General features: G+C 40.9%; 12 protein-coding genes. 9 read left to right on the top strand and 3 right to left on the bottom strand.

Features of this window, described 5'->3' with window-relative positions; all coding sequences use genetic code 11:
* Nucleotides 1-34: 34 nt before the first annotated feature.
* The 3 genes from pbp1b to HMPREF2795_RS00095 form a co-directional block, all read right to left on the bottom strand.
* Nucleotides 35-2,578: a penicillin-binding protein PBP1B gene (gene pbp1b, locus HMPREF2795_RS00105; RefSeq protein ID WP_075227853.1), complete on the bottom strand. Its 2,544-nt coding sequence runs from the start codon at nucleotides 2,576-2,578 to the stop codon at nucleotides 35-37.
* Nucleotides 2,579-2,727: 149 nt separating this feature from the next.
* Nucleotides 2,728-3,624 (bottom strand): UTP--glucose-1-phosphate uridylyltransferase GalU, encoded by an 897-nt coding sequence (galU, locus tag HMPREF2795_RS00100; RefSeq protein WP_161801447.1) that lies wholly within the window; start codon nucleotides 3,622-3,624, stop codon nucleotides 2,728-2,730.
* Nucleotides 3,625-3,649: 25 nt separating this feature from the next.
* Nucleotides 3,650-4,666, bottom strand: coding sequence for an NAD(P)H-dependent glycerol-3-phosphate dehydrogenase (locus tag HMPREF2795_RS00095; RefSeq protein WP_075227852.1), 1,017 nt, complete (start codon nucleotides 4,664-4,666; stop codon nucleotides 3,650-3,652).
* Nucleotides 4,667-4,905: 239 nt separating this feature from the next.
* Here HMPREF2795_RS00095 and leuS point away from each other — a divergent pair, with 239 nt between their 5' ends.
* The 9 genes from leuS to HMPREF2795_RS00050 form a co-directional block, all read left to right on the top strand.
* Nucleotides 4,906-7,407, top strand: a complete 2,502-nt coding sequence (gene leuS, locus HMPREF2795_RS00090; protein ID WP_075227851.1) for a leucine--tRNA ligase — start codon at nucleotides 4,906-4,908, stop codon at nucleotides 7,405-7,407.
* Nucleotides 7,408-7,590: 183 nt separating this feature from the next.
* Entirely contained in the window at nucleotides 7,591-8,046 is a 456-nt protein-coding gene (locus HMPREF2795_RS00085; RefSeq protein WP_075227850.1) for a MarR family winged helix-turn-helix transcriptional regulator, read from the top strand.
* A gap of 56 nt (nucleotides 8,047-8,102) precedes the next feature.
* Complete coding sequence (locus HMPREF2795_RS10720) at nucleotides 8,103-9,335, top strand: acyl-CoA thioesterase/BAAT N-terminal domain-containing protein (RefSeq protein ID WP_075227849.1); 1,233 nt, start codon at nucleotides 8,103-8,105, stop codon at nucleotides 9,333-9,335.
* Nucleotides 9,336-9,476: 141 nt separating this feature from the next.
* On the top strand, nucleotides 9,477-9,890 hold the full coding sequence (locus HMPREF2795_RS00075) for a YjdF family protein (RefSeq protein WP_000447946.1): 414 nt from the start codon (nucleotides 9,477-9,479) through the stop codon (nucleotides 9,888-9,890).
* A gap of 121 nt (nucleotides 9,891-10,011) precedes the next feature.
* Nucleotides 10,012-10,704 (top strand): GNAT family N-acetyltransferase, encoded by a 693-nt coding sequence (locus tag HMPREF2795_RS00070; RefSeq protein ID WP_001144897.1) that lies wholly within the window; start codon nucleotides 10,012-10,014, stop codon nucleotides 10,702-10,704.
* Nucleotides 10,705-10,715: 11 nt separating this feature from the next.
* A complete protein-coding gene (locus tag HMPREF2795_RS00065; RefSeq protein WP_000591045.1) occupies nucleotides 10,716-11,138 on the top strand; it encodes a GNAT family N-acetyltransferase in 423 nt (140 codons plus the stop codon).
* Nucleotides 11,139-11,624: 486 nt separating this feature from the next.
* Complete coding sequence (gene ruvB, locus HMPREF2795_RS00060; RefSeq protein WP_083303327.1) at nucleotides 11,625-12,623, top strand: Holliday junction branch migration DNA helicase RuvB; 999 nt, start codon at nucleotides 11,625-11,627, stop codon at nucleotides 12,621-12,623.
* Complete coding sequence (locus tag HMPREF2795_RS00055) at nucleotides 12,604-13,176, top strand: nucleotidyltransferase family protein (RefSeq protein WP_075227848.1); 573 nt, start codon at nucleotides 12,604-12,606, stop codon at nucleotides 13,174-13,176. The genes ruvB and HMPREF2795_RS00055 overlap by 20 nt, the downstream gene beginning before the upstream one ends.
* Before the next feature lie 498 nt (nucleotides 13,177-13,674).
* Nucleotides 13,675-16,042, top strand: a 2,368-nt coding sequence (locus HMPREF2795_RS00050; protein WP_148131237.1) for an accessory Sec-dependent serine-rich glycoprotein adhesin, incomplete at its 3' end; no start/stop codon positions are given.

The following is a 16,042-nucleotide window of genomic DNA, read 5'->3' as shown; positions in this document are numbered from 1 at the left end:
ACGTGGTTTGAATTTGATTTTCGAAGAGTATTAGTTAGCGCCGTTGATTGCTACTTCTGCTATTGGAACTAGAGCTACTATTACTGTTCCCGTTACTATTAGAAGTATTATTACGATTATTATTGTTGTTGTTATTGTTATTATTGTTACTGTTACTGCTATTGCTATTGTTTGATGAGGAAGAAGATGCTTTAGGCAGACTTCCTAAAATGGTGTTCCAAGCATTTTGGTAGTCAGAATCGCTTCCACCAATAGCAAATTTGTAGCTAGTAGTTGGAGCACCAGCTTGGTTTGCCCAGTAGCTAGTCACCGTTTCTCCGCTCAGATTAATTTCTTTTCCATTAATAGTCACCTTTCCTGGCTTTTGACCAGTTGATTTGAGGACTTGTGATGAAGTGACACTTGAATCGAGTTTGAAACGTTCTGAACCCCAAGCAGAAGGGGCTGCTTGCTGAATGGCATTTACCAGATGAGCCATATATTTTGCATTGCGGTAGTAAGCTCCCTGGGCTAGAGAACTGTTGTCGTCATGTCCAACCCAGCCTCCCAGAGTTAATCTTGGAGTAGAGACCATGAGCCACATATCTCCTTCTTCATTGCTTGTACCAGTTTTTCCGATCCAGTCAGCACCTGCTAGACTGGAATTGATAGAAGTCAGATCCGTTTGGAAGCTTGTAGTAACTCGAGATGAAAGTACATCTCTTAGCAAACTCTGCATAATGGTTGCGGTAGCTTTAGAGTAAACTTGGATAGGTTTAGCCTGATGTTCATAGAGAACCTCGCCACTCGTTTTCTCAATTTTTGAGATCATGTATTTCTTATGATAGGTACCATTGTTAGCCAGTGTTTGGTATCCATTGGTATGCTGGGCTACAGTAACTTCAATTCCTCCTCCCATAGGAAGACTTTCAATGCCGTATTCTGGGATTTCATAGCCCATTTTTTCCATGTAAGAACGGACATCAACCCCTTTTTCACGGAGCATTCGGTAGGTCCAGTAGGCTGGGATGTTCCAAGAATAGTTCAGAGCTTCTTTAAGGTCTATCATGGCTGTTCCAGGACTGTTGACATGCATGATTGGAGTTCCGTTAGAGAAGTTTGTTGGATAGTTAGAGAGGATGCTAGCACTTCCCATAAGCCCTTGGTCGATAGCAATACCGTAGGCCAATAGTGGCTTGGTAGTGGAGGCAGGGGAACGTTTGGTATCGAAGGCGTGATTGTTTTGATTGGTCTGATAATCTCGTCCACCTACAAACCCTAAAATCGCCCCAGTTTGATTGTCCATCAAGACATTCCCGACTTCAGGTTGACCCGAGCTATCATTTAGAAGGTATCCGTAGTTTGTTACGGCATTTTGCATAGCAGTATGAATCGTTTTATCGATGGTAGTTGTAATTCGGTAACCACCGTTTTGGATTTCTTTTTCAGCCAATTCTTGATAAGATTTTCGGATAGATTCGTTCTGTAGTTCTTGGTCAGAAACATTGTCCTTTTGCACCAGATAATCATACATAATCTTGGTAGCCTCATCGAGTGCAGTGAAGTAGAGGAAGCCTTTAGAGGTAACGCTAGCATTTTCTGCTGGCAAGAAATCTTGCTTAATGTCATAAGCCTTGTAGGTTTCATAGTCTTGCTGGCTGAGGGCTCCTGTTCGATACATATTGTAGAGAACATCTTTTGAGCGCTTAATACCGAGTTCAATATCTTCCTCGCTCTTCATCTCACCAGTAGACTCGTAAGGTGAGTAGGAAATAGGGCTTTGTGGTAAACCTGCTAGGAAAGCCGCTTGAGGGATGGTCAGTTTGCTTGCATCCACACCAAAAATCCCTTTGGCAGCCTGTTGAGCCCCTGCTATATTTTGACCTTTATTGTTACGACCAAAAGGAGCGACGTTGAGATAGGTTGTTAGGATTTCGTCCTTGCTCATGGCTCTTTCTAAGGCCAAGGCGTCAACGATTTCACTGGCTTTACGGGCAAGCGTAGGAGCATCACCAACTACTTGTTGTTTGATGAGCTGTTGTGTTAGGGTAGATCCTCCACTGGAAGAACCAAGTCCGATGAATTTTCCTAGACTGGCGCGAATAACCGCTTTAGGAACAACACCGTTGTGCTCTGCAAAGTGTTCATCCTCGGTTGCAACGATAGCTTGCTTGAGATTATCTGAGATGTCATCTGATGACACAGATGTGCGAAGTAGATCGCTTTCAATAGCGCTAATCATGGAACCATCTGCATAGCGAATTTCAGAGATGGATGAAATATTATTGACCTGCTTGATCAAATCCTCCGTTTGAGGGACACTAACTTGATCAAAGAGAGAAACAGCATAACCTAAGGCAACCCCTGTTCCAAGGAGACCGCCAATAAAAGCTAGGATGAAAAGTGTGTTAAAAGTTGCTTTTATACCAAGTAAGATATTGGTCAATAGAGTCCAAATATCGAATGGTGTTTGAGTTTTCTTTTTCTGCTTAGAGTTTTTTCCACTCTTTTTCTTTGCATTCATTTTAGAAACTGTTAATTTTAGAGACCGAAGTAAGGCCAGTCCTTTTTGTTTGATTCTTGTTACATGTTTGTTCATAGAATTCCTCACTCTTTATTATTATACCATAAAAGCAATTATTGCAAGAAATTAGGCTTAGAATAGGGATTTGGATAGGGATTGGAGTTCGAAATTTAGACATTGAAAAAAGCCAGATTTGAGCTAAATCTGACTGTTTGACAAATTGTTTATTTTTCTCCTGAAAGTTCTTTTCCTAGATCAATCAAGTAGTCCTTCAAGTGGTCTTTGACTTGTGGATGTTTAAGAGCGTATTCGATGGAAGTCTTCATAAACCCAAACTTATCTCCGACGTCGTAACGTGAGCCTTTAAACTCGCGAGCAAATACTCGTTGAGTTTTGTTGAGTGTATCGATAGCATCTGTTAGTTGGATTTCATTTCCCGCACCAGGTTTTTGACTTTCGAGGATGCCGAAAATCTCTGGTGTGAGGAGATAACGGCCAATAATGGCTAGATCACTTGGTGCGTCTTCAGGTGCTGGTTTTTCAACGAAGGTTTCAACGCTGTAAAGTCCATCTTTTCCTTCGCCTTGAGGAGCGATGACTCCGTATGAAGAAACTTCTTCATGTGGGACAGGCATGACGGCGATAGTAGAAGCATGAGTCTTCTCATAATCGTTCATGAGTTGCTTGGTCAGTGGAACAGCCTTGTCATCTGTGATATCCATGAGGTCATCTCCAAGCATAACCACAAAGGGTTCATTCCCGACGAAAGCTTTGGCTTGTAAGACGGCATCTCCAAGTCCACGTGGGTGTGTTTGACGGATGAAGTGAAGGCGCATGCCAGTTGTTTCGTCAACTAGTTTCAAAAGGTCGGTTTTTCCTTTTTCCTTGAGGTTGTATTCTAGTTCAAAGTTTGAGTCGAAATGGTCTTCGATAGAACGTTTTGACTTTCCTGTTACCACAAGAATGTCCTCAATTCCAGATTTAAGAGCTTCTTCGACGATGAACTGGATGGTTGGTTTATCAACGATTGGCAACATTTCTTTGGCCAAAGCTTTGGTAGCAGGAAGGAAGCGAGTTCCAAGTCCTGCAGCAGGGATAACGGCTTTTCTAACTTTTTGCATCATGAGATTCCTTTCTAAATGTGGGTTAAGACCACTCGTTCTCTGCCTTGAACTCATTGCTCATGAGTTCAGAAACGGCATCCTTAATATTAACATTTTCATAAATAACTTGGTAAATGGCTTGAGTAATAGGCATATAAACTCCTAGCTCTTGTGCTAATTCGTAAGCAGCTTTGGTTGTTGAAATTCCTTCAATGACCATTCCCATATTTGCTTCGATATCTGCCAAGGCTTCGCCACGCCCAAGAGCATCTCCAGCACGCCAGTTACGTGAGTGGACAGAAGTTCCGGTAACGATTAAATCTCCAACTCCAGAAAGTCCACTGTATGTTAATGGATTTGCTCCAAGTTTAACACCCAGACGGGTAATTTCTGCCAGTCCGCGCGTGATAATAGCAGCTTTTGCATTATCCCCAAATCCAAGTCCATGAAGGGCACCTGCACCAACGGCAATGATATTTTTAAGAGCACCAGCTGTTTCCACTCCGATCACATCTGTATTGGTATAAAGGCGGAAGTAGTGGTTGCTAAAGAGTTTTTGAACATATTGAGCAGTCTGTAAATCTTTAGAAGCAGCCGTAATCAAGGTAATATCACGTACAATCGTTTCTTCTGCATGGCTAGGACCAGATACAACCACAATCTCACTACGCAATTCTTCAGGGATTTCTTCTTCTAGGATGGTTGAAAGACGTTTGTGGCTATTGGGTTCGAGGCCTTTTGAAGCATGCATGACCACCACTTTATGATCCAAAACAGCAGCCACTTGTTGAGCCACCAATCTAGTTACCTTGGTTGGCACCACAAACAAGACAGCATCAACCCCCTTTAAGGTTTCTGCCAAATCATGATAGGCAACAATTTTTTCGTCTAATACAATATCCTTAAAATAGCGTTTGTTAGTATGTTGTGTATTAATTTCATCAATTTGATCAGGAATATTTCCCCAGATACGCACTTGGTGTCCGTTGTCATTAAGAACTTGTGACAAGGCAGTACCCCAAGAACCAGGCCCTAAAATAGCGATGGTTTGTTTGTCCATATTTTCCTCCTTCTGAGAAAGCACTTTCCTATATTCTACCATAAAAAGCCCTATCATGCATCTATATTATTTATGAAGAATTAATTGAATGATAAATTATATATGTTAGAGAATTTTTAGAATTTATTTGTAAAATAGTCTAGTTTTCAAAGGGAGAAACGATAAAAAACACGAAAAGAGGAACAATATTCCCCCTAAAAATGGTATAATAGGAGCATCACGAAAATTGGAGAGACGCTATGAGTTTTTACAATCATAAAGAAATCGAGCCTAAGTGGCAAAAATACTGGGCTGACAATCACACTTTTAAGACAGGAACAGACGCTTCAAAACCTAAGTTTTATGCACTCGACATGTTCCCTTACCCATCTGGAGCGGGTCTTCACGTAGGACACCCAGAAGGTTACACAGCGACTGATATCCTCAGCCGTTTTAAACGTGCGCAAGGCTACAATGTCCTTCACCCAATGGGCTGGGATGCTTTTGGTTTGCCTGCAGAGCAATACGCTATGGATACAGGAAATGACCCGGCGGAATTCACAGCAGAAAACATTGCCAACTTCAAACGCCAAATCAATGCGCTTGGATTCTCTTACGACTGGGATCGTGAAGTTAATACTACAGATCCGAACTACTACAAGTGGACACAATGGATTTTCACCAAGCTTTACGAAAAAGGCTTAGCCTATGAAGCGGAAGTGCCAGTAAACTGGGTTGAAGAATTGGGTACAGCTATCGCCAACGAAGAAGTTCTTCCAGATGGAACCTCTGAGCGTGGAGGCTATCCAGTTGTCCGCAAACCAATGCGCCAATGGATGCTCAAAATCACTGCCTATGCAGAGCGCTTGCTCAATGACTTGGATGACCTTGACTGGCCAGAGTCTATCAAGGACATGCAACGCAACTGGATTGGTAAATCAACTGGTGCCAATGTCACTTTCAAAGTAAAAGGAACAGATAAGGAATTCACCGTCTTTACCACTCGTCCAGATACACTTTTTGGTGCGACCTTCACTGTTTTGGCGCCTGAACATGAACTAGTAGATGCCATCACGACACCTGAACAAACTGAGGCTGTGGCAGACTACAAACACCAAGCCAGCCTTAAATCAGACTTGGCTCGTACTGACCTTGCTAAGGAAAAAACAGGAGTTTGGACTGGAGCTTATGCCATCAATCCTGTCAATGGCAAGGAAATTCCAATCTGGATTGCGGACTACGTTCTTGCTAGCTACGGAACAGGTGCTGTTATGGCTGTACCTGCTCATGACCAACGTGACTGGGAATTTGCTAAACAATTTGACCTTCCAATCGTAGAAGTGCTTGAAGGAGGCAACGTTGAAGAGGCTGCCTACACAGAAGATGGCCTTCATGTTAATTCTGACTTCCTAGATGGATTGAATAAAGAAGACGCCATTGCTAAAATTGTGGCTTGGTTGGAAGAAAAAGGCTGTGGTCAAGAAAAAGTGACCTACCGCCTCCGCGACTGGCTCTTTAGCCGTCAACGTTACTGGGGTGAACCAATCCCAATTATTCATTGGGAAGATGGAACTTCAACAGCTGTTCCAGAAAGTGAATTGCCACTTGTCTTGCCAGTAACCAAGGACATCCGCCCTTCAGGTACTGGTGAAAGCCCACTGGCCAACTTGGCAGACTGGCTTGAAGTGACTCGTGAAGATGGGGTCAAGGGTCGTCGTGAAACAAACACCATGCCACAATGGGCTGGTTCAAGCTGGTACTACCTCCGCTATATCGACCCACACAATACTGAGAAATTGGCTGATGAGGACCTTCTCAAACAATGGTTGCCAGTCGATATCTATGTGGGTGGTGCGGAGCATGCTGTTCTTCACTTGCTTTATGCTCGTTTCTGGCACAAATTCCTCTATGACCTCGGTGTTGTTCCAACTAAGGAGCCATTCCAAAAACTCTTTAACCAAGGAATGATCTTGGGAACAAGCTACCGTGACCACCGTGGCGCACTTGTGGCAACTGACAAGGTTGAAAAACGTGACGGTTCATTCTTCCATGTGGAAACAGGGGAAGAGTTGGAGCAAGCACCAGCTAAGATGTCCAAATCCCTCAAGAACGTTGTCAACCCAGACGATGTGGTGGAACAATACGGTGCGGATACCCTTCGTGTCTATGAAATGTTCATGGGACCACTTGATGCTTCCATCGCTTGGTCTGAAGAAGGTCTGGAAGGAAGCCGTAAATTCCTTGACCGTGTTTACCGTTTGATTACAAGTAAAGAAATCGTTGCGGAAAACAATGGCGCTCTTGACAAGGTTTACAACGAAACCGTTAAATCTGTTACAGAGCAAATCGAGTCTATGAAATTCAACACAGCCATTGCCCAACTCATGGTCTTTGTCAATGCAGCAAACAAGGAAGACAAACTCTATGTAGACTACGCCAAAGGATTTATCCAATTGATCGCCCCATTTGCACCTCACTTGGCAGAAGAACTCTGGCAAACAGTCGCAGCAACAGGTGAGTCTATCTCTTACGTGACTTGGCCAACATGGGACGAAAGCAAATTGGTTGAAGACGAAGTCGAAATCGTTGTCCAAATCAAAGGAAAAGTCCGTGCTAAACTTATGGTCGCGAAGGACCTTTCTCGCGAAGAATTGCAAGAAGTGGCTCTGGCTAACGACAAAGTTAAGGCAGAGATTGATGGCAAAGAAATTGTGAAAGTGATTGCGGTACCGAATAAATTAGTTAACATTGTTGTTAAATAACCAATTTATTTGCTCATTTGCAACCTCAAACAGTTCCCCAAACTGTTTGAGCCAACTAAACTCGTAAATATCGTAACGAAATAAATTTAAAAGTCCTTCAGAGTTCAGCTCTGGAGGTTTTTTTAGGCTCAGCTTGACAATACATAGCATTTTTGTTAATATCATTAACAAAAGAGAGACGCTATGAGTAAGAAAGAACTGCATAAGTTTAATAATCGTTTTAACAGCTTTGCTTTAGCTTTTGAACAGTTGAAAAAAGCTCAGCATAGGAACAGTATTGATAAATCAATCACTATTAATGAAGTCCATTTGATCGACCTGATAGGTCGCAATCAGCCTGTGAATCTAGTGAAATTATCTGAGTTACTTGAAGTGTCTAGGAGTGCTATTACTCAGAGTGTTAGACGTTTAACCAAGAAAGACCTCGTTGCTTTTAAATTTGCATCGGATAATGAAAAAAATAAATATCTGATATTATCCAAAAAAGGTGTTGACGTTTTTAATATCCATAAAGAGCAGCAAGAACATATTGAAAAGGCCATTTTTTCAGTTTTAAGAAACTATAGTGAGGAGGATCTTCAAATGGTTATGAAACTGATGGATGATGTTGAACAGGTATGGCAAGAATTGCCGTGGTAAAAATCACGGTAATTTTAAAACTATATTGTTAATTATATTAACAAAAAGAGGAAGATATGAATATACAAATTGAACTGATCTCAGAGTCTGATTTAGCAGACGAATCTTTTAATATTGTCATCGATGGCTTAAAACCAAGAGAAACCTATCGAGTCGAAATGTATTTATCTGATTATTATTGTATCAATGCTCCGATGCTTTTAGCTCATGATGTTTTATGGAAATCAACAGCGACTTTTGTATCAGATAAGAATGGTATTATTGATATTTCACAAACTCCATCTTGTTCTGGCTCTTATGAAGATATTGTAACAATGGGGTTATTCTTTAATGCCAAGCCCCTGACCAATAGGAAAAAGAAACTTCCAAACTCTCTTTCTAAAATTCCCTTATTAGATCACTTTTTTGTGGAAATCAAAATTATACAAGGTAATACTGTCGTCGCAGAGAGAACTTTCACAAGACATTACATGAGTTCGCAAATTAGTCATCAAGATATTTACGGGAAACATTTTCAAGGGAGACTCTTTTATGATAAAAAGGCAATAAAAGCACCAGCATTGATTATTGTGAGCGGTAGTGAAGGAAGGATTGAAAAGGCACAGAATATAGCTCAGCTTCTATCTTCTAGAGGTTATATTTGCCTAGCAGTTGCCTACTTTGGTTTAGAGGGGTTGCCAAAACATTTGGAACGTATTCCTTTAGAGTGCCTTGTGGAAGCAAAGGATTATCTACGTCAGCATCATCAAGTAGATAGTGAAAGAATTGGAATCTATGGACGTTCTAAGGGAGCAGAGTTAGTTTTAGCTGAGGAGAGCATTTTTAATGACGTTCAATGTTTGGTACTAAATTCACCCTCTGATGTGGTGTATGAAGGAATAGAAGGGAAATGGAACTCTCATACTTCTTCTTGGACGTATTTGCAAAGAGAACTTCCCTATCATAAGTTTCGACTTAGAGATTATCTGTTCAGCAAACTTTTAAAAAAATCCTTCCCTAAAGATTGCTCTGCTAGGATAGATATTGGTCAAATGCATTCACCAATCTTATTGCTCGGAAGTACTGTTGATGAAATATGGGATACCTCGTCAGCAATTGATGAGATTGTTTCACACTATAAAGGACACCACATTACATTTAAAAAATACCATGAAACAGGTCACATGTTGACGGTGGCTTATCAACCAAATCATCGTTATCGAAAAGATTGGCGTTTATTGATGAAAGAGAGTAAGGATTCTTGGTTGGCTACGATTCATTTTTTTGATAGGTATTTGAAGAAGCAATAACATAAGATTATAAATATGCTATAATAGTTCCAACTAAGATAAAAACACAGTTCTGGTTGGTAGTCCAGACGTAGGCAAGCCTATCAGTAACCTTCCTCCTTGGTTGTCCATTCTTAGGGATAGATTTAAGGAGGTGCTGTTGTGGAAACAATTTCAATTGGATTGACAGTTTATTTTGAAGATGGATTTTGGCATGGTTTGTTTGAACAAGTGTATCGAGAAACTTATCAAGTTTGTCGTGTGACATTTGGTCAGGAGCCAAAAGATGATGAAATTCTAGAGATTTTACAGACTCAGTTTACTCAATTATCTTTTAGTCCAGAAACTACAGTTAAGCAACATGTAAAAATCAAGAATCCTAAACGATTACAACGAATGGTGAGGAAACAAGTAAATCAAAAAGTTTCTTCCAAGTCGAAAGAACTATTGCAGTTGCAGTATGAGGAAAGGAAAAAGATTTCAAAACATCAATCTAGTGTCCAAAAGCAATTGCTCAAACAAGAGAAATTCGAACGCAAACAGCAAAAACGTAGAGAGAAGCACAGGGGGCATTAACTCACTTGTTTCCATATTTGATCAATCCTCCATAGACTGGAGGATTTTTTGAATATTATGTGTGAGATGTGATATACTATTCACATCTTTAAACTTATAAGTGTGAGATAAGGAGAAAGCTATGCCTGTAAATGAATATGGTCAGATGATTGGTGAACCTGTAGACGATACACCTGAAGTGTTACCGTCGCTTGTACGGATAGAAGGACAGTATACGATTATCGAAGCTCTGTCAGTGGAAAAGCATGCGGAGGATTTGCTGGCTGTTTATGGTCCAGAATCACCTCGAGAGATGTGGACCTATCTCTTTCAACCACCAGTAGAAAATCTTGAAGAATTAATTGTTGCTTTAAAGCAGATGATTGAGCGCAAGGATCGCTTCTATTATGCGATTATCGATAAAGTGACTGGAAAGGCGCTGGGGACTTTTTCTCTCATGCGCATTGACCAAGCCAATCGCGTGATTGAAGTTGGCGCGGTGACATTTTCTCCGGCTCTTAAACAGACCAGGATGGGAACAGAAGCCCACTATTTGCTAGCTCGTTATGTCTTTGAAGAACTCAACTATCGCCGTTATGAGTGGAAATGTGATGCACTAAATCTACCTTCTAGAAAAGCGGCAGAACGTTTGGGTTTTATCTACGAAGGCACTTTCCGTCAAGCTGTTATTTATAAAGGGCGTACTAGGGATACGGACTGGATGTCTATGATTGATAAGGACTGGCCAAAGGTCAAAGCTCGTTTTGAATCGTGGTTGAGTCCAGATAATTTTGATGAAAATGGGGAGCAGTTGAAATCCCTTAGAGAATGTTAGAAAGGTTTGTTATGATTAAGATTACAAAAGAAACATCTGTTTCACTTGATGACGTTTTGCATCTCTACCAGGCAGTTGGTTGGACAAATTATACCAATCAGCCTCAAATGTTAGCCCAGGCTCTGACTCATTCACTGTCCATTTATCTAGCGCGTGATGGTGAGGAAATCGTTGGTCTAGTTCGCTTGATTGGAGACGGTTTTTCTTCGGTTTTTGTCCAGGATTTGATTGTCTTGCCTACTTATCAGCGTCAAGGAATTGGCAGCACCTTGATGAAGCAGGCTTTATCCGATTATAAGGATACCTACCAAATCCAACTAGCGACAGAAGAGTCTGAAAAGACTCTTGGATTTTATCGTTCCTTAGGTTTTGAAACCTTGTCTAGCTTCCAGTGTACGGGCATGATTTGGGTGGACCGAAAAAAATTAAAATAATCTTTTTCACTTAAGCTAACTTTAAGTCTTACCCTGTATCATGTAATTATTAAATAAAGACCTCCTAACTTTATTTAATGGAAATCCTAAAACTTTTTTCATCATAATCTCCCTAAAGAAGTCACCAAATTCGGTGGCTTTTTTCTTGTTTGCTTTTAGCAATTTTTAATCAGTATTTTTCATTTTTGAACAAAATTAAAAAACTAGAAATTCTTAAGTTAACTTTAAGCCTGCTTGTGTATCATGTAACCATTAAATAAAGACCTCCCAATACTCTTCGAAAATCTCACCATACTTCGTTAGAGTCGACTTACCTAACTTTAGTTATGCTTGCGTCGCTCTGCCTAGTCTGATTTCGATTTTCATTGAGTAACCTTTATTTAATAGAAATCCTAAACTTTTCTTTTTCATAATAATCTCCCTAATGAAGCCACCAAATTCGGTGGCTTTTTTGTTTGTGGGCTGGATTTTTGCTATAATAGGAGCATGAGTAGAATTTTAGATAATGAAATCATGGGCGATGAGGAGTTGGTAGAACGTACCCTTCGTCCCCAATATTTACGTGAATATATCGGTCAAGACAAGGTTAAAGACCAGCTTCAAATCTTTATTGAAGCAGCAAAAATGCGTGACGAGGCGCTAGACCATGTTCTTTTGTTTGGCCCTCCAGGTCTCGGGAAAACAACCATGGCTTTTGTCATTGCCAATGAACTGGGAGTCAATCTCAAACAAACGTCTGGTCCCGTTATCGAAAAAGCCGGTGATCTGGTAGCGATTTTGAATGACTTGGAGCCAGGAGATGTTCTTTTCATTGATGAGATTCATCGCTTGCCTATGTCGGTGGAAGAGGTGCTTTACAGTGCTATGGAAGACTTCTACATCGACATCATGATTGGTGCGGGGGAAGGTAGTCGCAGTGTCCATCTGGAATTGCCACCTTTTACCTTGATTGGTGCGACGACACGAGCAGGGATGCTGTCAAATCCTCTTCGTGCGCGTTTTGGGATTACTGGTCACATGGAGTATTATGCCCATGATGACTTGACAGAGATTGTCGAGCGGACGGCAGATATTTTTGAGATGGAAATTACTCATGAGGCAGCTTCTGAGTTGGCTCTCCGTAGCCGTGGAACTCCTCGTATCGCCAATCGTCTCCTCAAGCGCGTGCGCGACTTTGCGCAGATTATGGGCGATGGCTTGATTGATGATGTGATTACGGATAAGGCTTTGACTATGTTGGATGTAGACCATGAAGGCTTGGACTATGTGGACCAGAAAATTCTCCGCACCATGATTGAGATGTACGGTGGCGGTCCTGTCGGGCTAGGAACTCTTTCGGTAAATATCGCCGAAGAGCGTGAGACGGTAGAAGATATGTATGAACCTTACCTGATCCAGAAAGGCTTTATCATGCGGACTCGTTCAGGTCGGGTCGCGACAGCTAAGGCATATGAACATTTGGGGTATGAATACATTGAAAAATAAGGCTGAAATTTTAGATTCTTTCAGAGAAAATCCTGATATGATGGCTATTCTGACTATCATCCGTGACTTGGAATTAAATGATTCCTGGTTGGCAGCAGGTTCGGTCCGAAATTTTATCTGGAATCTCTTGTCAGACAAGCCAGCTTTTGACCGTGAAACGGATGTGGATGTGATTTTCTTTGATCCAGATGTGAGTTATGAGGAAACGCTGGCTATAGAGAACAAGTTGAGGGAGGACTTTCCTCAGTATCAGTGGGAGCTGAAAAATCAGGTCTATATGCATCAGCATAGTCCCCATACGCCTCCGTATAGAAATTCCTGCGATGCCATGAGTAAATATCCTGAACGTTGTACGGCAGTCGGACTTCGCTTGAATGTTGACGCAACTTTTGAGCTCTTTGCTCCTTATGGTTTGGAGGATATTTTGAACTTTCAAGTTGCTCCGACTCCTCATTTCTTAGAGAATGAAGACCGGATGAAGCTCTATCAAAAGCGTTTATCTAAGAAAAATTGGCAAGAAAAATGGAAAAATCTCACATTTAAAAATACTTAAGGAAACTTTAAGATAGGAGCTGTATACTTGTCTCATAAGTTAAGAAGACCTTAACTTTAACTCCTAAAACTTTTTCATAATAATCTCCCTATAAAAATTAAGTCGCCCAATCAGGTGGCTTTTTTTGGTGTGAACTAAAGTGTCATCTTATCACTGTTAAGATTATGGTAGAGGTGACAAAATCTGGAGGAATCAAACTAAACAAGTTTGAAAAAACAGGAACTCAAAGTTCACTGATATTCCTTTTACTTATAAAATGAAAAAAATGAAGCCTAGAAGGTTAAAATATGGTAAAAAATCGTCAAAAAGTTTAGACATATATGACAAAAATGTGCTATAATATAACGATTAAAACATTAGTCTATATTATAAATTTTGAATATATATGCTGATAAAGATGATAAAATAAGTAAAACTCCAAATTATAGCCATTATTTACAAAAAAATATAAATAAGACTTTGTTTTATAAAAAAACGAAATCCAAGGAGATTTTAAAAATGTTTTTTAGACGTCAGGAAGGACGATATAGAGAAACAGACCGAGTAACGAGGTATAAATTGATCAAGTCAGGGAAACACTGGCTTCGAGCATCTACCTCTCTTTTTGGTTTGTTCAAGGTTCTTCGTGGTAGTATTGATACAGCTCAAGTTACAACAGAAGTAGTTGAAGATCGTGTTTCAACATCCCTAACTGGGCTTGATATCCTCAAGGGGATAGCTGCGACGGGAACCGTCATAGGTGGAGGGATTGCGACTCAATCTCATGTCTATGCTAATGAACAGACTGCTGTCGAAAAAGTAGTTGAAGGTAAGGAAGTTCTTGCTAATGCAGATCAAACTACTTTGGGAACAGTTGGGCAAGGTGATCAAGAAACACCAACTTCAGATACAGCTTCTCAGTCATTAAGTGAGAGTGAATCTGCATCAGAATCAGCAAGCGCTTCAGTTTCAGCATCTGCTAGTACAAGTGCAAGTCAGTCAGCAAGCACATCAGCTTCAGAGTCAGCCTCAACGAGCGCTTCGGCCTCAGCGAGTACAAGTGCATCAGAATCGGCAAGTACATCGGCTTCAACAAGTATCTCTGCTTCATCAACTGTAGCAGGATCACAAACAGCTGCGAAAGAAACTGTAACCGAAGCTGGAAAGGATACAAGCTCGCTAACTGATAAAGTAGGTGAATCATCAGAAACGGCATCGACAGCTTTGGAGGGCAAGGTAACCCTTAATACCCTAATCTCAAAAGTAGAGAAAGTTGCAGATTCAACGACCAACTTCTCAGCTTCTGCAACGGATCTTGTAGCCACAACTGCCGCTACAGAAGCAACTGCTAAGAAGGTAGAAGAAGATCGCAAGAAACTTGCCAAACTTTCAGCTGAAATGGGTGAATATCTTGCAAAAGCAGTAGATTTGCCAGATACGGCCTCAGCGATTCTCAAAGTTCAGAATGCGATTATTGACATCGAAAATGCTTTGAAGGATCCGAATGCAGACCTAGGAGCAGTTGTCAAATCAGCTACTTCAGCTCGTAACTCTATCGCCAATGCTGTTTTACGTGCAAATTCAGGTCAACGTGATAGCCGTAATGGACAGGCAATGCCGACAGGGGAAAATCTCAGAGGCTTTGCACCTAAAACTCAGAATGAGCAAACAACAGCAAATATTGTGTCTGGGACTTTTACACCAACTAGTCGTGAGGTAAGATGGACAATCTCGATGCATGCCGATAGTCCTCTTACCTATGCAGGTTTGATTGCTAAAGTCGATCCAAATACGACAATCACAGCAGCCTATCTAAATGGTGTGAGAATGGACATGCAAAGTCGGCCCAACAATGAGTATGTTTTCCAAGGTCGTCATGGTCACAGTGCCAGAAAAAACTTGGATGCCACTATTGAGATTGTTGGAACAGCCAATAATAGCTCAACTCAGGCAACCTTGGAGGCACAAGTTGCGACAAGTAGTAGGGAGTTTTTAGCAAGTAACCCTCCTGGCAACTACACTTCTGTAATGACTTATCCTCCTGTTAAGACAGGGCCTAATACTACAAAACCAGTAAACCCAAGTGTTCCAGGTAATTCTAGGCAAACAGACAATCCACCAACTGTTACTATGCCATCGCGCATTGAGGTATATAATGATGATGCGGTAAACTATAATATTGACTTCAATGACGACAAAGGTTTGCGAGATTTTTCGCCAACAAGAAATCCAGAAATTAGAGGATTGAATGGAGAACATTTCCCAGGTGCTTATGGTTTTGCTACAGTTCAAACGAATAAAAAAGGTCAAGTAGTTGGATATGTTTTTGATAATAAAACATGGACTTCAAGAGTTTATGGAACTGTAGGTAGAATTGGTAACACTTGGAATCCTATGACACCTGGTGAATACACTGTTGAATATCAAGCAAGTGATAGTCCTGGAGTTCAGTGGGGAAAAGCAACTACAACATTTGTTATTAGAGGATTTAATGAACGTCAAGATCCTGTTAGTGGCGCGACAGTAGATGTTAAAAATCCTTCCGCACTAACACAAAAAGAAAAGGATCAAGTTCTTGAAAACTTTAAGCAGGCCAATACAAAGATTCTTTCGAGCACAGATTATGTAAAAGGTAAAGAAATTGGTTCGCTTGCTGTATCTGATAGTGGTGTGATTACAGTTACTTACCGTGATAAGACAGTAGATACTGTGAAAAGTAGCTTGAAGGACTTGACGTCTGAAAGTATCTCAGTTAGCAAGTCTATTTCTACAGCTGCGAGTCAAAGTGCCTCAGTAAGTACAAGTGCCTCAAAATCAGCTTCAACAAGTGCGAGCCAAAGTGCTTCAACAAGTGCATCTAAGTCAGCGTCGACAAGTGCAAGCCAAA

This window comes from Streptococcus sp. HMSC056C01, assembly GCF_001811305.1.
Taxonomy (GTDB): domain Bacteria; phylum Bacillota; class Bacilli; order Lactobacillales; family Streptococcaceae; genus Streptococcus.
The sequence above is the reverse complement of the archived record's forward strand: the minus strand, read 5'-3'. Positions and strand labels throughout refer to the sequence as shown.